At 61.2% G+C, this 21785-nt stretch carries 19 protein-coding genes; 8 read left to right on the top strand and 11 right to left on the bottom strand.

All coding sequences use genetic code 11. The features are described 5' to 3' along the window. Positions 1 to 263: 263 nt before the first annotated feature. From mobF to QF031_RS11270, 3 genes are read left to right on the top strand one after another with little or no spacing between them, the layout of a single operon-like run. A complete protein-coding gene (gene mobF, locus QF031_RS11260) occupies positions 264 to 3821 on the top strand; it encodes a MobF family relaxase (protein WP_307433306.1) in 3558 nt (1185 codons plus the stop codon). A 20-nt stretch (positions 3822 to 3841) separates the two neighbouring features. Continuing rightward, the gene (locus QF031_RS11265; RefSeq protein ID WP_307427851.1) at positions 3842 to 4384 is read left to right on the top strand and encodes a hypothetical protein; all 543 of its coding nucleotides are present in this window, start codon (positions 3842 to 3844) and stop codon (positions 4382 to 4384) included. A gap of 53 nt (positions 4385 to 4437) precedes the next feature. Continuing rightward, a complete protein-coding gene (locus tag QF031_RS11270; protein ID WP_307427853.1) occupies positions 4438 to 4722 on the top strand; it encodes a hypothetical protein in 285 nt (94 codons plus the stop codon). Between the two features lie 108 nt (positions 4723 to 4830). On the opposite strand, the gene QF031_RS11275 is transcribed toward QF031_RS11270, so the two are convergent. The 8 genes from QF031_RS11275 to QF031_RS11310 form a co-directional block, all read right to left on the bottom strand. Beyond that, positions 4831 to 5334, bottom strand: coding sequence for a single-stranded DNA-binding protein (locus tag QF031_RS11275; protein ID WP_307427855.1), 504 nt, complete (start codon positions 5332 to 5334; stop codon positions 4831 to 4833). A gap of 56 nt (positions 5335 to 5390) precedes the next feature. After that, entirely contained in the window at positions 5391 to 6473 is a 1083-nt protein-coding gene (locus tag QF031_RS11280) for an ArdC-like ssDNA-binding domain-containing protein (protein WP_307427857.1), read from the bottom strand. A 162-nt stretch (positions 6474 to 6635) separates the two neighbouring features. Further along, positions 6636 to 7148: a hypothetical protein gene (locus tag QF031_RS11285; protein ID WP_307427859.1), complete on the bottom strand. Its 513-nt coding sequence runs from the start codon at positions 7146 to 7148 to the stop codon at positions 6636 to 6638. Beyond that, positions 7135 to 8763: a type IV secretory system conjugative DNA transfer family protein gene (locus QF031_RS11290; RefSeq protein ID WP_307427861.1), complete on the bottom strand. Its 1629-nt coding sequence runs from the start codon at positions 8761 to 8763 to the stop codon at positions 7135 to 7137. Before QF031_RS11290 ends, QF031_RS11285 begins: the two co-directional genes overlap by 14 nt. A 191-nt stretch (positions 8764 to 8954) precedes the next feature. Further along, on the bottom strand, positions 8955 to 10400 hold the full coding sequence (locus QF031_RS11295; protein ID WP_307427863.1) for an ATP-binding protein: 1446 nt from the start codon (positions 10398 to 10400) through the stop codon (positions 8955 to 8957). After that, positions 10397 to 11896, bottom strand: a complete 1500-nt coding sequence (locus QF031_RS11300) for an SCO6880 family protein (RefSeq protein WP_307427865.1) — start codon at positions 11894 to 11896, stop codon at positions 10397 to 10399. Before QF031_RS11300 ends, QF031_RS11295 begins: the two co-directional genes overlap by 4 nt. Next, complete coding sequence (locus QF031_RS11305) at positions 11889 to 13205, bottom strand: type IV secretion system protein (RefSeq protein ID WP_307427867.1); 1317 nt, start codon at positions 13203 to 13205, stop codon at positions 11889 to 11891. Before QF031_RS11305 ends, QF031_RS11300 begins: the two co-directional genes overlap by 8 nt. A 54-nt stretch (positions 13206 to 13259) precedes the next feature. After that, entirely contained in the window at positions 13260 to 13547 is a 288-nt protein-coding gene (locus tag QF031_RS11310) for a hypothetical protein (RefSeq protein ID WP_307427869.1), read from the bottom strand. 399 nt (positions 13548 to 13946) lie between these two features. Between QF031_RS11310 and QF031_RS11315 the strand changes: the two genes are divergently transcribed. After that, positions 13947 to 14552, top strand: coding sequence for a hypothetical protein (locus QF031_RS11315; RefSeq protein WP_307427871.1), 606 nt, complete (start codon positions 13947 to 13949; stop codon positions 14550 to 14552). A gap of 183 nt (positions 14553 to 14735) precedes the next feature. Here the strand turns inward: QF031_RS11315 and QF031_RS11320 are convergent, their stop codons facing one another. Beyond that, positions 14736 to 15854, bottom strand: a complete 1119-nt coding sequence (locus tag QF031_RS11320) for a C40 family peptidase (protein WP_307427873.1) — start codon at positions 15852 to 15854, stop codon at positions 14736 to 14738. A 739-nt stretch (positions 15855 to 16593) separates the two neighbouring features. After that, the gene (locus QF031_RS11325; protein ID WP_307427875.1) at positions 16594 to 17493 is read right to left on the bottom strand and encodes a hypothetical protein; all 900 of its coding nucleotides are present in this window, start codon (positions 17491 to 17493) and stop codon (positions 16594 to 16596) included. A gap of 181 nt (positions 17494 to 17674) precedes the next feature. Between QF031_RS11325 and QF031_RS11330 the strand changes: the two genes are divergently transcribed. Beyond that, positions 17675 to 18004 carry an ArsR/SmtB family transcription factor gene (locus QF031_RS11330; protein ID WP_307427876.1) on the top strand — a complete coding sequence of 110 codons (330 nt, stop codon included), beginning with the start codon at positions 17675 to 17677 and terminating at the stop codon, positions 18002 to 18004. A gap of 10 nt (positions 18005 to 18014) precedes the next feature. Here QF031_RS11330 and QF031_RS11335 read toward each other — a convergent pair whose 3' ends face one another. After that, the gene (locus tag QF031_RS11335) at positions 18015 to 18524 is read right to left on the bottom strand and encodes a hypothetical protein (protein ID WP_307427878.1); all 510 of its coding nucleotides are present in this window, start codon (positions 18522 to 18524) and stop codon (positions 18015 to 18017) included. A gap of 194 nt (positions 18525 to 18718) precedes the next feature. Here QF031_RS11335 and QF031_RS11340 point away from each other — a divergent pair, with 194 nt between their 5' ends. The 3 genes from QF031_RS11340 to QF031_RS11350 all read left to right on the top strand — a co-directional run bounded on the left by QF031_RS11340 (position 18719) and on the right by QF031_RS11350 (position 21738). Then, a complete protein-coding gene (locus tag QF031_RS11340; RefSeq protein ID WP_307427880.1) occupies positions 18719 to 19030 on the top strand; it encodes a winged helix-turn-helix domain-containing protein in 312 nt (103 codons plus the stop codon). A 565-nt stretch (positions 19031 to 19595) separates the two neighbouring features. Then, on the top strand, positions 19596 to 20417 hold the full coding sequence (locus QF031_RS11345; protein WP_307427882.1) for a hypothetical protein: 822 nt from the start codon (positions 19596 to 19598) through the stop codon (positions 20415 to 20417). A 244-nt stretch (positions 20418 to 20661) separates the two neighbouring features. Beyond that, positions 20662 to 21738: a hypothetical protein gene (locus tag QF031_RS11350; RefSeq protein ID WP_307427883.1), complete on the top strand. Its 1077-nt coding sequence runs from the start codon at positions 20662 to 20664 to the stop codon at positions 21736 to 21738. Positions 21739 to 21785 lie beyond the last annotated feature (47 nt).

Below are 21785 nucleotides of genomic sequence, written 5' to 3' on the forward strand. Positions count from 1 at the left end.
CTTCGGGCCCAGGCGTCCGAAATCGACAGGCTCGAAGCCGAGAAGTCTGACCAGCTCCGGGGCAACAACCTCTTGCAGTCAGAAGTCGCCCGCCTGAAACGCGCACAAAGGACCAATGTCCAGGATCTGGCACATATCGCGGCGTGGCTTGTCTCAATTGCCCAGGCAAAGGGAGTGGCGCTTGACCTCAGGACATTGGAAATCCTTCGCCGACGTGGATGGGATCCTGCGAACCGGCAGGCAGGAGTCCCGCGGCTGTGACGATGTCCATCGCGCGGCTCTCGGCACAGTCAGGCCTCCGCTACCTTTTCAAAACGACAATGATGAATGATCTTGCCGTTTCTCCCGCTGATGCAACCACTTACTACATGAACGCCGGCACACCCGAAGGACGATGGATCGGCGCCGGGCTCAGAGGCATCGATCGCACGGCCGGGGCGCCGGTCACTGAAACCGACGCCAAGGCAGTGTTCGACTCAGCCGAGCATCCGGATACATTGCATCCGCTCGGCCGTCCTCACAACCAGCCCTCCGTCGTCGACAACAAGACCGCTCCCCCGACAGTGCGTCACGCCGTCGTCGGCTTCGACCTGACCTTCAGCGTGCCAAAATCTGTGTCGGTTCTCTGGGCCCTCAGCCCTCGCCTCATTGAGGAGCAGATCCTGCGAACCCATCACGAAGCGGTAGCAGCGACACTGTCATGGCTCGAAGAGAACGTCATCCATACGCGGGCCGGACGGAACGGCGTCGCCCATATCGGCACCATGGGAGCCATAGCCGCTGCCTTCGACCACTGGGAATCTCGCACGGGCGACCCGCAACTGCACACGCACTTGGTCATCGCCAACCGGATCCAGCGCGTCACCGACGGAGCGTGGGTAACCCTCGACTCCCGCACGCTGTACAAGGCCGCCGTCGCTGCAAGCGAACACTACAACGGACTCCTGTTCGATGCCCTCCACCGGACGCTCGGAAGCGCCACCGAAATCCGGTCCCCGTCCGCCAACACCCGTAACCCCAGCCAACAACTGACCGGAATAGATGACGAACTAATCCGTGAGTTCTCCAATCGTTCCCGCCTCATCAATCTGGAAACAGACCGCCTCGTAGCGGAATGGACCACCGATCACAGCCATCCGCCGACCGCAGCAACAATAATCAAGCTTCGTCAGCAAGCCACCCTCGCCACGCGAACCCCAAAGGCGGACCTCGCCACTCCTCTGCGTGAACTCTCAATCCAATGGCGGGCGCGGTCCATAGCCAGAGGATTCCAACCAGCTGCCGTTACCGCCGCCGTACAACGCTCCAAGGATTCACCGTTCCCCTTTACGGACTTCACCTCTGATTGGATCAGCTCCGTCGCCACGCTTGCTCGTGAACGCGTCGCCGCCAGGCGCTCTACCTGGAACCGCTGGAACCTACTCGCTGAGGCTGAGCGAGTCTGCGCCCAGATCCGCTGCCGCACGGCTGCGGACCGGAGTGCACTGATCAGCGCCGTCGCCGACGCGGCGGAACAACAGTCAGTACCGCTGAACGACTACCGCTACAGCCTCCCTCCGTCCGCAGCCCCGGACCTCCGGCTCCGGCAACGCAGCGTCTTCGACTTTCACGGATCCCGGCTGTACACCGACACGTCAACGCTCGCGTGGGAGGACGCGATCATGGGGGCAAGAAACGACGACGGCGGCCCGGTGGTGCCTGCCGACGTCGTCATGGATTCCCTTGAGCATGTTGGGCACGCGAAGAGGCCGGAGCTTCACTCCGACCAGCGAGCCGCAGTTGCCGACATCATCCTCAGCGGCCACCGGCTGGATGCAATGGTTGGGCCCGCCGGCACGGGAAAGACCACGACGTTGAGCGCGGTCAAGGCGGCGTGGGAGGCAGAGCACGGCGCCGGAAGCGTCGTCGGGCTTGCTCCAGCAGCTGCGAGCGCGGATGTGCTGGGCCGCGAACTCGCTATGGCTACCGAGAATGTCACAAAGTGGCTGCACGAGTCGGCGGGGCAAGGAGCCTGTTTCAGGGCCGAGCGCTTCTTCGCTATACAGGCCCAACTGAAGATGTCTCACGTCGGCGAGCGCCGGATCATCGCGTTCGCACAGGAAGCTGCCCATCTCGCCGCCACCCAGGAGCGGTGGTGTTTCCGGGCAAACCAGCTGATCATCATTGATGAGGCTTCGATGGTTTCCACTTCCCAGCTTGCCGCCCTGGTACATCAAGCCCGGGAGGCCGATGCAAAGATTCTTTTGGTCGGCGACCCAGGCCAGCTGGACGCGATCGATGCCGGCGGTGTCCTTGGCTGGCTGGATCGGGAAGGAAAGGCAACGCGGCTTAGCACCGTCTGGAGATTCCATGAAGAATGGGAGCGTGCATCATCGCTCCAGCTGCGGAGGGGTGAGTACTCAGCCATTGCCGACTACGCCCGACATGGGCGGATCCGGCACGGTAGCTACGTGGATATGGCTGACAAGGCGTACCGCGCGTGGCAGGAAGATACCCGAGCAGGAAAGTCATCCATCCTCATCGCCGCCGACAATGAAACGGTCGGCTTGCTCAATGAACGGGCGCAGGCGGATCGGGTTGCCCATGGTGAAGTGGATCCCGAGCACACACTGCTTCTCAGCGATGGCCTACGAGCCGGTTCCGGTGACACGGTCATCGCCCGCGGAAATAACCGAAAGCTAGTCGACAGCGACGGCAATTTCGTGAGCAATGGGACGCTGTTCGACGTCCAACAGATTTATCTTCGCGACGCCTCGCTGCTGGCTCGACGGCGAGACACCGGCGCGAGTGTCATACTCCCCGGAGCGTATCTTGAGTCATCTGTCGAGCTGGGCTATGCCACAACGGCACACCGTTCCCAAGGCGTTACGGTGGACACCGGCCACACGGTCGTCACGCAGGGCCGGCTCACCCGCGAGCTGCTGTACGTGAGCATGACCCGTGGCCGCGCCGGCAACTTTGCCTACGTCAGCGAAGGTGACGACGACGACCACCCGGCTGTCGATCCATCCCTACAGCTCTCATGGCAGGGCATCCTTGGCGAGGTGCTGGCGGCTGAAGGTGCCGAACGGACCGCACACGAGGTACGCGACGCCGAACTCAGGAAGGCTGACAGCCTCGAGCGGCTCTACGGAGAATACGACTATCTCGCGCAGATCGCTGCAGGGCTAGACCTAAAACAGTGGATGGACGAGAAAGCGCCCGGAGCGTCCCAGGAATTCGAACAATCTCCGTCGTGGGGCGCAGCCGTCGCGGCATGGCGAAAGGCCACAGCCCTCAGCCGCCCGAGTGCTGAACGCATACTGGCCCAGGTCGGCTACGACACCACCCGCGCCCACGACCGCTGTGCTGTTCTCAGCACACGCTTGCGTCGCTTCGTGAAGGGGATGCCGTCGACGGCTGTTGGACCCATGACCGAGAAACTTACGCCCAGCCGCCCTGACTTGGCGGAGATGATCGAGCAAGTCAAGGCACGCATCTCCCAGAGGATCGAGACCGTAAACGTTGCAGCTCTGACAGGGGACCCTGAGTGGAAACGTGCTCTGCTCGAAGCCGTCGGAGAGAGCAGCAGCTGCGAAACCTGGCAGCTGGTCCGTGACGTTGCCGTATTTCGCGACAGGTGGGCGCTGCCGGACTCTCCCCTGCCCCTGGGCCTGCCTCCGGCCGACTATGAGTGCGAACAAATTGCCCAGCGTGAACTACTCAGTCAGGCCATCGACAACGCCCATTCCCGTGTAATACCTCCTCACCCCGGAACCAGTTCAAGGGAATTGCACTTTCCACAGCAGGTCGTCCTTACCAGCGCAGGCTGGCAGCTCTAAGCTGATAAAGGGACAAGACGATGGTCGAAAATCCGGTGATGAAACCCAGAGTTGCGACAGTCGCCCTGGTATCGACCAGTGCCGGCGTCTTGATACTCATCGTTCTCTTCCTGGCACTTTTCCCGGCCGTCAGCCTCCCGCTTTCGGTGACTGCGATTGTCGGCGGCATTTGGCTGGCAGCTGCACTTCTCCTGGGCCTGCTCTGGTGGAAACGCATCTCCCAATCCCGCCAGTGGCAGGCACATGCCGCAGAGCGCTGGAGAGCCTTTAACAGTCTCAAACTGGCAAGCGGCACCACGACAGAGGTGACTTTGCTGAACGTTGATGCGACTCAACCGACCGGGTCATGGGTGACCATCATGTGGAACCGCTTCGACCATGTGCAGCGCGCTTGGATAGAAGCGCTGCCGGAGCCCGTCTGGCCAGGATCCATCCTGCTCATCACCCCCGACCCGGCACAAGTCAGGCCAGGGGCCCCGTGGCCGGATGCTTACTTCATTAGCGCCGCCGACTGCTTGGCTTGGGCACCCGCCGAGGGACGGCCAGCTCAGCTGCAGCCATGACACCACTGAGACCTTCGGTGAAAGTATTCGAACGTATGTTCTAAAATGGCTTCATGTTCAAGTCCGGCTCCCCTGAAGATGTCGAGCGAATGATGATTCGCATGGACGCCGAAGCCAGCCGGCCAATAGACGACCCTGCACCTCTCCGGGATTTCCCGAAGTATGGCCGTCCGCTTGTGTATGTAGGCGGGATCTACGGCAAGGCCGTTGGATGGACGCACAAGTACGGCCTTATCGAATGGCTGGATTCTTCCGGCAAGTACCACATGGGGTGGGCGCATTCCTCGAGCATCAGGCGGGTAAAGCCCGGAGAGTGGAAGGGCAGCAGCGCGCTGTAGTGAAGCTCCCGCGCACGGCGATGGCCTGGTCCCCAGAGGACCAGGCCATCGCAATTTGTGGAACTGTACCAGGCAATAGAGCTGCGTCCTGAGCCTGCTGGTCCCCGCTCAGAGGCTAATGTCAGCCCGAGCTGGTCCGCCTAAAGGGGGCACGGCCACCGGCCCTTTCGTCGAGATGCTGTAGGCGGGCTGGGCAGCCTCCGGTGCCGCTTGCACACCCGCATCTACCGCAGCTTCCGGGCCTACTGCGGCCCGGGGAGAGCGCTGGTATGCTGCAGTGCCGAACCGAAGGTCAGGACCAATGGTTTCAGCAACAATCCGACGGGCTTCCCGCCGCTCCCCGTCCTTTTCGAATGCGCGGAATTCGAGTTCACCCGATACCGTGACGGGATCCCCCTTCTTGAGCGAGTTCGAGGCATTCTCTGCGAGCGCCCGAAAGGCGGAGACGTTGTGGAAGACCGGATCTCCATCGTGCCAGGCCCCGTCTGCTCCTTGAATCCGCTGGTTCACGGCCACGCGCAGTTTGGTGTGCGCAACCCCTGACTCGCCGTAAGTGAGCTCAGGGTCCGCGACAAGGTTGCCGGCGATGTTGACCGGGATCTTGGTACTCATAACTTCTGCCCTTTCATTTGCAGACGGGGCTCTCCCGTCCAACACTTCGATCGCCCCTACGGGCCGGAAATCTCCAATCCCTGAGGAGGCCCGACCGGATGCTGCGGGCCAGCGAACGAGTCCTGACCTTGCAGCCGGGGCGACGCATCACCGGGCGGAACCTTCCCGCCAAAACCCGGAGGATTCGTGACTTCGAGGATGTCCTTGGTGGCCGCCGTGACACGGCCTAGTACTGACTTCGCAATGTCGACCCGCGAGGCGGGTTGCCTCGGAGAAGAGCTGCGAGCCGCGACTGAATGCTCCGCTTCAATCACCGCGTCAGCCCAACCGGACAAGTAGCTGGCGGATTGGGGACCCCGGTCAATGCCATGAGCCTTAAGGATCGTGTACGCCACAGACTCGGCTTCGACTTCGGCAAGCCCGCGATGCTCCACGCTGCTCCCGTACAGCTTTCCCACCTTGTCGTCGGGTCCATGCAGCAGGACATGGCCGAGCTCATGTGCCAGCACGGCGACGCGCTCCTCCGCAGTCAGCCAGCCCCCTACCTGAACCTGGTGTTGTGCAAAATCGGTAAAACCGTTCGTCAGGCCGAACTGCGCATCGGTGACTTGGATCGAGAAGCCGTGCGTGCGTGCAACGCGGCCCAATGAATCCCATAGCTGCGGAGCGTCGACGGCCGAGGCTTCACTCGGTCTGGGCACCAGCAGCGGCTCCCCCTGGGTCTGCGAGACGTCGAAGACTGCCTGGCCGCGCCAACCGGTGATGAGGGTCTTCTTCCCCTCGTCGATAGCGCCGTTGGGTGGTTTGTCGCCCACAGGAATGCGCTGGCGCGTACCGTCGGGCAGGAGCATCTGCTGCACACGGGCGGTCCGGGGTGCAATGACCCACAGGGCATGCTCGCCCCGAAGAACGGTGCGGCCGTGTCGTTCCCATTCCTTGTACCCCGCGACCAGCGTCGGCTCATCTGTCCCCCTCTGCGCCATCTGCATCATGAGCAGTGCAACGTTGCCGCCGGAGTACCGCCACAAATTGGCCGATGCATCAAGCAAGACCTGCCAATGTGAGGGTGACTCGACGGCCTCCTCCAAGATGGAGTGCAACCCTTCCATCAACGAGACAATGCGTTTCTCAGCGGCCATGTGGCGGCCGCTTTGACCGGCTTTCGGGGAGCCCTGGACAGACAAGTTGGTAGGGGGAACTTCAGGTGTAGCGGCCACGACAGCCACCCTTCATGCTTCTTGGACCGCAGCATTGCTGCTCAGACACCCGTTCATGGCCAAGCACTACAAGAGCGACATGACTTAGAAGTCAGCAATCAGCTGGTGAGCAGCCTTGCGCCACTCAACAAAGGCGGGATCATCATCAGTCAGAATTCGGGGCGCAGGCTCCTTGTGCGCCTGCAGCCCGACGCATCCCGCAGTCCGGGTGTGCATCCTCAGACGTTCGACGGCGTGCGGGAGCCGTTCATGAAAGGCGAGCGGACCGAAGCCCGGGTCATCTTGAGTGTAGGAGGCGAGCTCCGCTCGGTGCAGCGCGTACAGCTCAGCCACAATCTCAGGGTGCCGCCACCAGCAATCGGGAACGACCGACGTCGTCAGTTGGTAAGTGGCCACAAGCCATCTCACCCAAGAGGTGAGGACACCCCAGACTTCCTGCGACTGCTCAGGCGTCATCTCCCGCCAACGGCGGGTGACGCTCTTGGAGGCGGAAGGCCCACTAAAAGCAGATCGAAAGAGCTGAGCGGTGATTTCATCGTCCCCAAAGGAATTGGCGGACTGGACGTCGAACTCGTCCGTCTCGTCATGGCTGCGCATCCGGCACCCCTTCCGCCTTCTGCTGGCGTTCCCTGTGTCCGTCGGCCAATACGCGCTCCATCTCGGCTTTCAGCCGGCGCAGCTCCCCTGCGTCCTTGCGCTTGTGCCACTCAAGAAGGTCCAGAAGTATCGGTCGAGTACGCCGACCCAGCATGAGCGCCGTTCCCGCGGGCAGCCGCCGTATTTCATCCAGAGCGATCACGGGGCTTTCGCGTATTTGCTCGCCGTCCTGCCTGCCTTGGGATGACCAGGACCTCGTGGTGAGGGTAAGGCTGCGTTCACCCAGCAACCCTGCAAGGGAGCGCAGATCCTGTTCGTCGGACCCGCCCCCGAAAATTACCTTGATGATCGCCGAGTCCCAGATGGTCGACGCCTCTTCAATGGACCAACCTGAACGGGCCTGCGACAACGACTGCAAAACGACGAGTGTTGAGATCCCGATGCCGCCGCCGTCGGACAGTGCCACAGGCAGCCCGGGCCAAGGGGCGAGATTAGCGATCTCGTCCAGGATCAGCGAAAGGGGAGGCTCCAGCCGGCCGCCCGGTGACACAAAGGCCATCTCGCGCGCTGCATTGTCGATGTCATCGATCAGTGCTGACAAGTAGGGCCCCGCGGCAGCGGCGCCGGCGCGGGTACCGATGAGATAAAGCGTTCCCCGGTCCCGGATGAACATTTTTGGATCGAACTCCTCGGACTCATCCTGCGGATTGAGCGCGGCCAGGACTTTCGGCGAGGACAAAGGTGCTACCGCCGCCGAAACCCCAATCCATGAGTTCGAGGTGTTCCTTGAGTCATCCTCCAGTATGCCCATCAGGTCTGCCTGCCATCCCAGCGCAGCCCCCGGCCGGCCTAGAATCTCGAGAGCTTCCCGCGCCAAGACAGGGCTGGATGACCAACGGCGGAATGCCGTCACTCCTTCCCCAGACAAAGCTGCAGCGTGGAGCAGGCATTGCAGAACGATCAGCGAGCGCTTCTGCCAGGCAGCGTTCTCGCCTTTCATCTCAGTATCCGCAGTAATGACCAGCGCTCGCCGTGTGGCGATATCCGGGTCCTCGCAGCCACGGACTGGCGACCAGCGAAGCGACGACGGGATCCCCGACATACCCTGCGGGTCAAAGACCGTCACGGGTCGCCCGCCAGTAGCCCTCGCCTTCATCGTCACTACCAGGTTGTCCGCACGCGTGGATGTCGTGACGACTGCCCCGGGCGCATCAAGAATGGCGTTGATGACGACGTACAAGCCCTTACCGGATCGCGGGGCGCCCTGGATCACCATCGACTCCTCCGTGGAGACATGAACGGTGACGCCGCGGGAGCGGCCCAGCGTCCACGACACATCATGCACAGTCGGGTTCACAAGTCCGGGTCGGGTGAACTTCCCTCGCTTCCGCACAGCTCTGGCCCCGAAATCGTGGAGGATCTCGGCACGGCGGGCAACGCCATCGCGGTTCAGGATGTCCTGCCGCAGCCATCCACCGGACTGCTTCCACCGTCGCCATATGACGACGGCACCTACGGCGAGCGAACCCACCAGAAGCAGCGCGGGGGCCAGGACCCACCAGACAGCGTCGGTGCTTACTGAACAGCCGGAGCGTGGCGCCACTATCCAGTCCATCCGGTTGGCGAAAAGTCCGACGGCGGCCGCCAGGTTGAAGGGCGACGGCGGTGAAGTGCCACATCGCCAGGACACCACCACGTGCCCGGCAGCTTGGACGACAGTGCAGAGGCACACGTAGGCCGCCGCGCCAATGAGCCCAGCGGTGACCAACGGGTTGTCGCTTGCAGCCCGCGGGCTGCCCGGCCTCCTCACAGCATCCTGTCATCAGTACCGAACACGGCAAGCTCGTCAGTGGTCACGCGGTTAGCCACAATGAATGACCGGTTCCCTACTTTCCAGAGCCCGACGCCCTTCGGCAGGTTCTCAACATGCTCGCACTCGGCTTCGGTCAGGCCCAGCGCTTCCTTGGTCAGCCGCATTGCGTCGTGCTTTTGGCGGTAGATGATCCTGGTGTCAGCCTCAGTCAGCAAACCCAGTGCCTTCTGTCGGTGTCCGCTGGTGCTGTCTCCGATTTCGTTGAGGTCGGCCACCTTGTGCATAATCAGCAGGTTCGCGATCCCGTACGTTCTGGCGAGCCGCCACTGTTCGCTCATCTTCGCCAGCATGTAAGGGTCGGCGAGCATCCGCCATCCCTCGTCGTACACGACAAGCCGCTTACCGCCGTCGGGGTTCGTAATGGCCGCTTCCAGCCAGGTGGCGCCGCAGGCGGCGGCCAGCGAAAGCGCCTGCTCTGATGCCCCGATCAGGGCGGAGGTGTCCATCACCATCATGGGAGCATCAGCATCGAAAGCGACGGTGGAAGGTGCATCGAACATCCCTTCGAGGTCACCGGACACGGTCCGCCTCAGGGAATGACTGACTGCCGTTCCGCCCTCTGTGCCGACAAGCGCGATCATTTCCTTCGAAGGCTTCAGCAGGTGGTCCAGCACCATGGGCAATGTCGGGTTCGAGTTCTCAGACATGGTTTCCATGAGGGCGATGTCCAAAGCTGTGTGCTCTACGGGGCGGAGGGGCAGGCCTTGGCGCATGAGGGAAACCAAGGCGACGAGGAGATACCGTCGACGCTGCCTCACCACTGCTTGCCACTGCGCTTCAGTGAGGGCGCTGGGGCGGGGTCCGGCGTCGAGAGGATTGACTCTGGCAGGACGGCCGGGGCCAACGCTGATGACCTTTCCACCTACAGCTTTTGCGACGGCGACCCACTCGCCTTTGGGATCCGAGGCGACAGCTGCCTTCCGCCCCAGCGTGATGGACCGTGCTACCAGGGATTTGCCGCACATCGATTTGCCGGTACCTACGGTGCCGATCACAACAATGGACGGGCCGCTGATGATGCCCTTGTCGTAAAGGATCCAGGGGTCGTACGAGAAGGCCCCGGACCCAAAGACGTCGGTGCCGATGTAGGTTCCTTCGTGACCAAGACCTGACTCAGTAAGGAAGGGGTACGCGGCGGCGAAGGTCATCGTTGAGGCGCGGTGCGGGGCAGGACGCAACCGGTGAGGTCCCCGCAGGGAGTTCGGCTCCTTGCTGCCCCAGTCCCCACCGAGACTGAAGGCCTCAAAATCGAACCGTCTCTTGGTGAGTGCTGAGTCCGTCCCCGTGGCCAGGGACGGTGACGTCCGCCGTCGCGCTTTCCTTTCCCTCCCCTTTTTCCCGGAAGGAAGGTACTCGAAGCTCTTCATGGCCGGGTTCACCGCAATCCTCTCCCCAGCGGCAGTCCACCGGCGACAAACGCCGCCCATTGCTGTCCATACAGAAGCCGCAGTTCCACGAACGCCCCCGCGGCAGCAGATTCCAGTTCCTGACGGTGCCGCGCCAGGTCTTCCAACGAGGCTGCTGTGACGGTCAGGTAGGCCGCCGGCCGAACGTCACCGTGGCCGGCGACGATCTCTTCCTCCCTCTGGGCCACTTCTTCTTCCTCGGCCTTTTGCTCACGGGTGAGCGGCCTGTCGAAGCGCGCATTGATGCGGCGACGGGTTTCGTGGGCCTCCTGCGCGGAGCGGATGTCCCGCAGTGCTTCAGCAGTCGGCACCGCCCGGACAACTTCAGTGAAGGTATGGCGGAACTCGCCGACGTAAATTAACGGATGCAGGAAACCTGGGAAGACTTTCTGTCTCGGCCATTCGGCGACCCAAAAGGTTTGGTGGAACCCGCTGTCGGTACGCAAATAGGTCCAATGTTCCTCGACGCCCATCGGGCCCTGCAGGTGACGGTGATCCGTCTCGGCAGTGGCTGAATCCTCCAGCAGAGGGACAGCGGCCAACGACGATTTGATTGGTGGCAGAGAAGCGGGATCGAATGCTGCTCGTATAGTTCTCAGCAGCTCCGACTCGTCGATCCATTCTTCGACCTTCACGCTGTGGGTGCCCAACGACGTGCGCATGGCTTCGACTTCCAGCCGGAGGACGTGTTCAACACCGTTGAGCCCTCCACCGGACTCCTTGATCCGCCGTCGTGCCTTGCTTGTGTCCAGCACGACCGCGACGAGGAGTTCGTGGCTCATGGTTGCCCCGGCTGCACCCAAGAGATCCTCATAGGCGCTCCGTCCCCAGCCCAGGGTGTCGTCGCTGTTCGCAGCGGGCAGGGCATGGTCGCGGTAGAAGTCCCACAGTGCAGAGGACGGATAAGGCACCGTGTAATCCTGGATTGCGATCCGGGCTACGCTTTGCCGCTGGGCCATCCCGGCTTGAACACGCGACCACGCTTGAACGGCCCACGCCTTGTCGTCAGAATCCAACAACGCAAAGGACCTGGTGCTGCAGCGCAGGATTGCGATCGCTTCCCTGCCGTGGCGGTCAACAATGAAGCATTCGCCGTTGGCCGTCGTCCGGAGTTCCAAGTTGCCCAGCCCTCCGGGGAGGGCAAGCCGGCCGGCAAGATGTGGGGCCTGAGGCTTGGCGAGGAAGCGTGTCTGATTTGCTGCTGCCCGGCAAAAGAACAAAGCGATCTGTTTCCCCCAGACCGGATAGGGGATGCGGGAGTACTGCAGGATTCCGAGCAGTACAAGCCCGAGCCACACAGGCCCGGAGGTAAACATTCCGGCGGGGCCGTGACTCGCAGCAGCCACGACGGCGACCGCGACTCCCCCGCTCACGATCAGCAATTGATACCACTTGAGCCCTAGGAAGAAGCCGCGGCGTTCATATCTGGGGAACTTGACGGCTTCGAGGGCACGCGCGTCTTCAGACATCAGGGGTACCGCCCTTCGGAGGATCAATTCTTGGTGGCTGGGGTTTCGGAGGTTGCATTCTTGCTTGGCCGGCGGCGGCTCCGCTGTGCTGCGCTCGCGGTGCGGGCTCCCCCAAAGGGGGCCGTCTTGCAGGCGTTGGCGGGGCCGCGCCTTGGCTTTGTGGTATTACAGTCACGAACCCCTGGTCCGCAGGTTGCAGGACTTCTTGGGGTGTGGTGGGGGACGCTCCGTTTAGGGCTCGCTGCTCTCCGCCGGGTCCCGACGGGAATGCCGTAGTGGGCACAGTGGGGGCGGAAACTTGGGTCGGGAAGATGCTGGGGCGTGAGCTGATGGGCCTTGTCATTGCGGAGCGGCTAACCAGACTTGCGAGCGTGAGGCGGCCGCCCGCCTGCCGACTGATCTGACGGGCTGCGACACTGCTGCTGCGCGACAGGATGTGGCCACCTCCGGCAGTCTGGGCTGCTGCGGCGAGTTCGCCTCCGGCAAAGCTGACAAGACGCAAGGACATTAGCGGCGCACCGCAAGCCAAGGCCATGCCCACGGTTCCGGCTGCCAGTCCGGCGAAGGACTTCGAATCGGCGAAGAGCTTCACGGCGACCGCTAGGACTGTTCCGGCAAGGGGCTTGGCTATGACCAAAGCGATGACGACCTCACACCATCGACGAGCCCACGACTTCGTCTTATCCCACGGCAGCAGCATGAGCGCCACGGGAGCGACGGCGGCCAGGACAACAAGGGCGAACGAGCGGAAGACCATCGAGCACATCAGAATGAATGCCAGTATCCAGACGACAACGACAGCCATCATGGTCACGATGACCGCGCCCGCCGGTCCTCCGGTGTTTCCAGGAGCAAGCGAGACCAGGTTCCATTCCCGGCCACTTCCGGCTGGCGCCCGCTCAAAGCCGAAGAGCCTCATGAACACCAGGTAGGGATCCGACCCGATGGATTGGAGCAGAGCAGCGGAGGCTAGGTCAGTCGCCCGCGTAAGCTGCCGGACGAGATATACGGCCCCGCCAACAAGGGGAATAGCGACTGCACCTCCGATCATCGCCCTTCCGATGCGTCTCGGTTGCTGGCTTATCAACCCCGACAGGATCTGAAGGATCATCACGACGACGAGTGGCGTCAGCATCACGACCACCCACCAGCTGGTCAGCCCCTGAATAGACAACCACTGGGATTCATCCACGTTCGACACCGTGAACGCGCCGGTGATGAAGGCCCAAAGCCAGGACGCCATGTTCTGGAGAATGTTTGCAAACAGTGCCGTAACTGCACCGAGGGCGTCGTCGTTCGCTTGTGACACGAGGCCGCAGCCTGGTGGCCACCATCCATTGAGGTCGCACTCAACGGGCATGACCTAAAACCCGAGGGGAAAGGCGGTCTGCGACCAAAGGATGTAGCCGTTGATACCGCCGAGAATGGCGGCCACCGGTCCTGTCCACAGAAGGATCACTCCCCCGCTGGAGGCAAGACGCGAGGACTGGCTCAGTTTGCCGGCCAACAGCATCGCGGCCCCAATAATGGCCACGATGGCAATGATGATGAACGCACCGACAAGGATGCCGCCGCCGATCTGTTTGAGTGATTCAAGGAAGGGGAAACTCGCGTTTGGGGTGATCCCCGGGTCCACCGCTGCAATGTACATGGGTGCTCCGTCCGTCGTAATCCATGGAGTGAGCAGATGAGCTCAGTGGTTCATGGAAGCTGGCGGACATAACGACATGACTTACGTGTTCAAGACGCGCATTGTTGAATCAACCGCATCGGCTTGGGTTCAGGAACAACTGGATGGCCCTGAGGGAACCTTTAACCCGTTCACGAAAAAGGGCGCTGACAACGACCGGGGAGCGGGTCTCGCTCAAAGGGGTCATACCCCCTCCTTCAAGGCTAGCCAAAGCCGACTACAGTTGTGGCGACGGAATGAAGAGCCCTTGGGGCAAGGGCATTACTCGGGGGATCAGTGGGCGACTCAAGCAAGTTCTGGGAAATCATGGCAACCGTCATACCCGTAATCGCTTTGGCATTCGTCGTAGAGGTGCGGTACGTGAAGCTCCACAAGATGGGCCCGTTTCGCCGGCTTGTGACATCATGGGCACATGCGCTAACAATCGCGGTCTTGCTTTTCAGTGAGGTGGCTGCCCTTAACCACTTGTCCGGGAGACCTCAGGCGGATTGGGCCGCCTACATCGCGCTCAACGGATCGGTAGCCGCATTGGGCGTTATTCTTTGGACTCCAGCCACACGGCTCCTGCTCATTGCTGTATATGGGACCAGCCCCCAGGTGTACTTCGAGTACTGGAAATTCTCCCGTCTTCAGGCAATCCATCGCCGTTTGCTCAGGAAGTCCGAGCGCCAGATCCAGAAGAACGAAAAGATCGGACGTGCCGCTGACCGGCTGATCATCAAGCGCGAAGCGCAAAGCAATACGATGCCCCAGGTGGACCTGAGGACAATTTGGGCGAAGGAGTCTTTCGATGCTGGTACTGCTCAGTTGCGGAAAGTCAGGGCAGAGATACCGATTGAGAGGCTAAAAATCGAGCGCGATATCCGCAAGGCCAAGAAGCAGAGTCGGAAGTCTGAACAGGAGATGATAAAGGTTGCAGGCCGTTACTCAAAGAAGCTCAGCAGCGTCCTGAACAAGAACCTGTGAAGGGCAGTCTTACGACCCATGAGATATTGGACGGCCTCTTCTCTTGGAGCTAAGCCATTCGGTCCGGCCGCCCCGTCATTTGCCTCGCGTCTATGTCCCACAAGTGGCTAAGCGTACGATGTCACGTCAAGACGTTGTAGGACACGGGCTCCGGCGGGCGTCGGCGGAAGAGGTTAGAGGTATTCAGCGCTCTAACAAGTTGTAGTAGGCCGTGCCTGAGTTCCAACTGACTGGATGCAGCAACGTTCCTACCGCCGGGTTGAGGGCACTCCACATCATTCCGTCCCCGGCATAAATGCCGACGTGGCCCCAATTATCGGGGCCTTGCGGATTCTGAACCACCAGATCACCCGGCTGCGGGTTATCGGTTCGCGCGCCTACCCGCCACTGCTCTACTCTTGGCAACTCGATGCCGGCCTGCCTGTAGATCCACTGAACATACCCAGAGCAGTCCCAAGCCTTGAAGGCCGTGCCGCCCCAGACATATTTGCCGCCGAGTCCCTCCTGTGTGAACCGCAAGATGTCCTGGCGCAGCTGGCTTAGGTTCCGCACCTGTCCGCCATTTTGATTTCCTGCAGTAGGACTCAAACAAGATGCAGGAGCTGTGTCGGTTTCCAAGACAGCAAAAATTGCTGTCGCTGTCGGCTCCCACTGTGCATACAACTCCGGAAAAGCAGAGACCTGGACCGCCTGTGCAGCCGGCCCCTTATCCATGGCCTGCCACCCGGGGACATCCAACAGTCCACGTGGGCTTCCATGGTTGGGACCTGTCGGTCCGCCGTAGAACGCGCGGGCATTGTATGAGGCGTCCATTAGCTCGGGTACAGTGCCCCACCCCGCTGCTGGGCGTTGTTGCGCCGACCCGATTGAATCGTGGTCTGTTCCGCTACCGTCATTGGGGAGGTCAAGGGAACCAGGCACTCCCGGGTTCGCAAGCATGCGAAGGCCCGATTCCTGAAGCGCCATCATGATCGCGATGATTTGTCCGGAACGCGGCACATGAAGTTGCTTGCCCACCGAAATGTAAGCCCGCGCGACGCCCTCTTGACGCGGCGTCAAGACGTAGAGCAGCTTGCCAGCGTTACGGATTTCCAAACCCCCGGTAGCGCCCGCGGTCGCTGCACGAGTGTCGCTTCCCGGAGCACAAGCAACAACACGCTCTCCAGTCGTTCCGGCAAGCACAGCCACGCCGCCAACAAAAGCCATCAGCCCGCAAAGTATTGCGGCTGCGACAACGGCGGACGCGCTCTTCAGCAAAGCCCGTCGCCTTGCCAGGACTGCAATGGCTGCCAAAGCGGCCATCAGTAGACGATCCGCTCCGCAGTCGCATAGAAACCAACCAATGCGCATCGACCACCCGGAGCCGTGACTGCTGGCGGGCAGTTAACCATCACAGTAACCGGCGTTGCGTAAGCGTTCTTGCCAGCGATCGACTCGTCCAATACCCGTACAGTCACCGTGCACACGTGAAAGCCCTCCCAGGGGACCGGGTAATCCTTGACTTTGGCCAATTCAAGGTCGCAACGGACGGCTTCAGCGGTACCGCTTCGCCGGGCAGACTGTTCAGTCAGCACGGTGAAGCTCCCTGCTGTCACGCCAGTCCCCTCGAACTCCCGCACCAGTGCGGACAAAGGATTGGACCCATCAGGGAGAAGCTCCCACCAGGACCGCACGCGCGCATAAACCTCGGAATACGACGACGAGCGACTATCCCAGGTGTAGATTTCCTGGGCTGCCGCCAAAGCGAGTGACCGGTAATCCCTTGTGCTCGGCAGCCTGCCATCCGTCGCGGCAGCCGATGATTTCCCTTCGATCGGAGCAGCTGAGGATTGGACGTGAACTGGCGGCGTAGCTGATGGCGTCCCTACTGCGGGCGCAGTTGCCGACGTCAACGGTGCCGCCTCCCTGCCAGAGTGATCAGACGGCCAGAGCAGAAAGAGGGCGCCGCCTGCAAGCAAGGCAGTGATCCCCACTGCGAACCAAGCTTGACGGCCAAACTCTCGAATAGAATTCATCGCCTAGCTCCGATGATGATCATGGCTTACACCGCGGGTCTGTTTGCTTCGTGCTGGAGGACACGCCAAGCGGCACGGTATAGCTGCCGGGCAAAACCGATATTCACCGCGATGTATCTCTCGGTGACGCCCAGCTCAGCCGCCAGATCGGCCACTTGCACGGATCGGTTTGGTCCCCGCAATCCGGGACGCACGATGGAGGCAGCAACTCGCCGAAGCACAGCGGTGGGAAGGCAGTCCGCGGCCATTTGGCAAAGGTCATCAAGGTCAATCTCAGGGTTGGGACGGCAGTTCAAGGCCGCGTTAATTGTCTGGGCGGTCTGCCGGACAACCGTTACGGCGTGCCACCGGCGTCGGTCCTGGGGAGTAGGAGGTCCATGGTAGCGCGGCCCGACAAGACTGGACACAGCAAGCTTCCATGTTTCCTCAGTCACGCTCCGGTGGACCAGGTCCAACATCGCCTGCGCCCACGCCTGGTCGACACAGCCTTCGGTGCTGCCCAAAAGCGAGCCCGTATCGATGACAGCGAGAACCTCGGGCGAGGTTTCCGTGGTTGTGAAATCTATGAGCAATGGCAAGGTCCGGTGACTTAGTTCTCGCCGGATGTGCGCAGCACAGATCTTGTTGCAGACCCCCTGAACCCAGGCTTCAAACGGAATTCCGGGAAGTTCCCGGTATTTTCCCTTTGCTACTCCGTCCCAGACAGCGACGCGGATGTCCTGCATGACGTCGTCAACATCGCAGGATCGTCCGATTCGTCCCAGACGGGAAATGACGTAGCGGTTCACTCCATCCACGGCGACCAGAATCCGGTCGATTGGGACGACGGGCTCCCCCGCTGGAGGAGCACCTCGCAACGCGATATCCACTCCGGCAGGAGCCGTTGGGCGACTCTTGACTGGATGCGCCTCGGATTCAATTTCCATGGCTTCACCGCTTAGATATTCAGATCGAGTATGGGCGGCGCCGTGCAGGCGGCTCCGGTGCGTGGATTCGTAGATCCAACAACGATCAGCAGAAGCTATGGAATTTATTGTCAAAGATACTTAAAGTATCGTCAAGAGTGCTGTTCTTACTTTTTCGGATTTCTTCGGGAAGAATGGCGCTATGCCGAGAATTACGCAACCGCACGACGCAGCTTGGTCGGCCGACGTCGAGGCTGCCGTCGCGACTTTCGGCAACAGATCGCGCAACGAGATCCTACGATTCCTTACCGCCAGCGGGCCTGCAACGCGCGGCGACATTGTCGCCGCTGTCAGCGCGGGCGATCCCAGCGTGGCCAAACATCTCGCAGCGCTGGAGGAGGCGGGTGTGGTGATGGTCGACGTCGAACCCGGGCGCAGGCACGGACGGTCGCCTCGGTACTCCGCAAACCCTGCCCGGATCAAGGAGCTGCTTGACGCACACCTAAAGTACTTGCTGGAGGAACACCAGTAGCCGAAAAGGATTAACCGGACTGCTCGGGCGGCTGTGACGGTTCGGACTGTGACGAAGCCGCTGCACGCTCGCCCTCCGGCCGCCGGCGGATGTCCTTGTTCAGGTACTCCGTGATAGCTCGCAGCGTCTCCGGCGATACGTCCCCAAGGGTTCGGGTCGCAAAAGTCTTCACCCTCGCAGCCCGAAGGGACCGGACGAACTCCAGCTGCGAATCGATGCGCTGGGGCAACTCCCCAGAATCCGAGTCCAAGAGATACGCAGGATCCACGCCGAAAATTTCGCATAATGCGTGCAGTAAGGTGGGGTCGCTCACCAATCGCCCGGTCCCGTCCTTCATGTAGAACCAGCGCGCCCTGGAGAGCTTGATTCCTCTGGCCGCCAGCTTCTCGTGAACCTCGCGGAACGTAATTGGCTGCCCTCGTTCTGCCACGGCGACGTCGAGAAGCAGGTTCAGGCGCCGGGCCAGCTCAGCCTGAGGAGACAAGGCGGTACCAGAAGGGCGTTCGTCGTCGCCGAACATCGTCCTCCTCCCCTCCACAGTGATACCCGCTCTGAGACTTCACGTGATGCTCAGTATTCCGTTGCTCTACCTCTTGTGCAACGCGTTCCTTCAACCTCTTCCGCGGGCTCACTCAGGGGCGTATTGTTCTGCTGTAGACCCGTCTACACCACGTTCCTCAGAAGTGAGTTTTCATCACCAGGGTTATGGTCTCCATGGCGAACATCATGATGCATCGGACGCGAAGCCAGATCATTCGCTTCTTGATTGCCCATGGGCCGGCAACTTGCCACGACGTGGCTGCCGCTCTGAATGTTCCTCCGCCTTCCTTGCACAGTCACTTTGCCCTCCTTCGTGAAGCGGGCATCCTGACACTTGCGTCAGAACGGTATGAGGCCGAGGTTGAGGAGATTCAAAGGCAGCACGCGTGCCTTGCAGCTGAGCTTCAACCTTCGGGCACGGACGGCAAGAATGGCGCCGCCGAAGTTTCTCACAATTCAATGTCGCAATTCCCCTCCGAAAATTGAGCCGGCACATCGCAGTGACGCGGGTGAACCAGATCTGACCGAGGTCCCCCCAAAACGCATCAAAACGGGCGGGGTTGTCGGCTTGCCATCAATCGCCAACAGCGGGGGTAGCTGCAAGTATTCTCGACGGCATCAGGGGTAGTGCATCTATGACGTGTACTAGGAAAACGACGATTGCCGTACCCGTCGTCTTTTAAGCTGGAACGCTTACTTCTCTGAAGATTTGAACGAACCCCTGGTACTAACTGCCAAAGATGTAGCCCGCCTTATCAAGCCCTCCGTACTCCTCTGACGCCACTCCCCTGTGGCTGTTCCTTCATTTTGGGGACCGGAATGATGCAGTCATCACATCAGCGGCACCCGCACCCTATGGGCTGCGGCACGCAGGGCATTCGAGGACAAGGCCGAGTCATACCACGGTGTGAAACCATGCTCGCTGGGTCCACTGCAGGGACTGAGACAAATCTTCAGGCAGGCCGTTGACGTAGCCGCCACACTGGGCGGGTAGGCACTGCTAGCCTTTGGGTGGCCCACAAATCTCCTCGTTCCCGGAAGGTAAGTCCCCATGGCAATTGATCTCCTCGAGTGCGCCAGATGCCAGACAGACGAGCACGTGGAGCTCGTCGAACGGCTGACCGGGACGCAGAAGAAGGTCAAGTGCACAAATTGCGGACACGAGTGGCTCCGCGGTAAGGCGGCCCGGAGGACGCGACCGCTGCCTACGTTGGAGGAGATTAAGAAGCAGTTCCCTAAGCCCGGTGATGTGGATCCGGTGAAATTGGCACGGGCCAATGAACTCAAGGCTGAGTTTCTACGGCGTGAACCTGAACCTGTGCCGAACGTTGCCCCTTACTGGAGCAAGTACCAGCAGGTGTTCAGCGCCGAAGGCCTGTCGAAGGCGAACCCGCAGGATCTGAAGGACTTCGCCAACTCCAACGTCGGCGCGAACCCGGGAAACATGTCTGTCTTTAATGAAGCTTGGAACGAAATGGGCGCACACGCCGCGGCTGCACAAGTTCGCAGGACAATCGAGTATCTGCTTCGCGGCACTTCACCATCCGCGTTGGAGGACCGCCTTACTGCGCTTATTAACGACGCTACCCCTAACGCGATGAAGGGTTTCAAGGAATCGCTGCTCACGAAGGTCCTCTGCATCGTTTACCCCAAGGAGTACCTGACAATCCTCATGTACACCGGCCTGGCTGGTAAACGAGAAATCGCCCGATCTCTCTGGGGCCTCGAACTCCCCGCCCCTGAGACGACCACCTGGACTAAAGGCCGACTGATCCTGTGGAGCAACGATTTGCTGCGTGCGCTTCTCGGTGACGGCTTCCGCCACCAGCAGCATGCTGCGGAATTTCTGTGGTGGGCAAAGAACGAGGCCTAGCTCACCGTCCGTTTGCGAGGATTATTGCGCGACTACGAATCGGAAAGGTTCGAGCGAATGGTCTGGGGCATAGAACATCCTCTGATCTCACTTGGATCGGCTGGTGATGCGGGGCCACGCTTGCCAAGGGTGTCGCACCAGCAAATCCTGCGGCGCGTGGGTCATGCTAATCCCTATGGGGAAATCTGAAGCACCTTGGGTCCGGAACAGAGGCTTGGGCCGTCTTCTGGCCCAAGAGACGAGCGTGTCCGATCTTATTCAATTCCTAAGCGACCGTGACGCGTCGCCTTGGGCCGAACTCGTCGGTTTCGTGCCGGACGAGGTCTCCCGCGAGGTGCGGGAAGCCAACAACGCTGACCTGCTGCTGACTTCCGGCTCACGCTCAGCGGTGGTCGAGGTGAAGCTTGGGCACCTGATGAGCGATCAGCAGCAGGAGAAATACGAGGCGCTCACGTCCCGCCCAGACCTCTACTTGGCCGCTTTGGCCTCGGACAAGCTTAGGCTGAGAAACAGCGCCGGGCGATGGAGCTTCCTCAGTCTGAGCGACCTCGTCCACCGCTGGGAGTTCGCCGAAGACGAACTGGCCTGCCGTTTGGCGAGCGAGGCCGCTGGCGTGCTGCGCACCTGGGACCAGATGATCTCGGCGGTGTTCGAAGCAAGATCCGAGGAAAACTGGCTGCCACTGAGCGCTCTGAACCAGAAGTTCCTGGCGCGTGTAGTGACGCGCCAGATCGCGCACGAGTTGAAGGAGCGCGATCGAATGGCTTGGGCAGGTGTGACAAGCGGAGGCGGACTGCCCATCATCCAGGGATGGACACCAATTCGTGGCGAGGGAAATGACCGCTGTTTCATGGCTGAGGTCCGCTGGTGGGAAACAAAGCCCGGCGGCGAACTCCGGTTTGGCGTGGATTTTGACGCTCGGCCGGACAACGTCGAGGATGAAGAAGTGCGCCGTGCCGCGTACGATCTGGCAATCAGCATGGATTCCGACATCGAATTCGCGAGCCTCCATGCCCACCTGCAGACAGTGCGGCCAGACCTTGCGGAGCTCCTGAGCCGAGACAAGCGGAGCCGTCCTGAGGTCAAGGGTGACTGGGAGAAGGTCATCGTCCACGGTATGAGAGGCGCCCCTCTCGACGGCAGGAAGTCGAACACCCGAAGGACCGTCACCCCGGGCTTCTTCGGTGACGGAGCACTCCGCTTTCAGGCTATTGTCGACATCGACTTCGATCAGGCCTCAGCCGGCGACTTGACTGAATTGATCGATGCGACGCTGGCGTATCTAACCGCTCGTGAACCCGAGGCGGCTCTATCCAGTTGACGCCGAGACAAACGCGGGCTTACCTGCAGTGCGCACTAATGACGCGC

It is taken from the genome of Pseudarthrobacter defluvii (assembly GCF_030816725.1).
GTDB lineage: Bacteria > Actinomycetota > Actinomycetes > Actinomycetales > Micrococcaceae > Arthrobacter > Arthrobacter defluvii_A.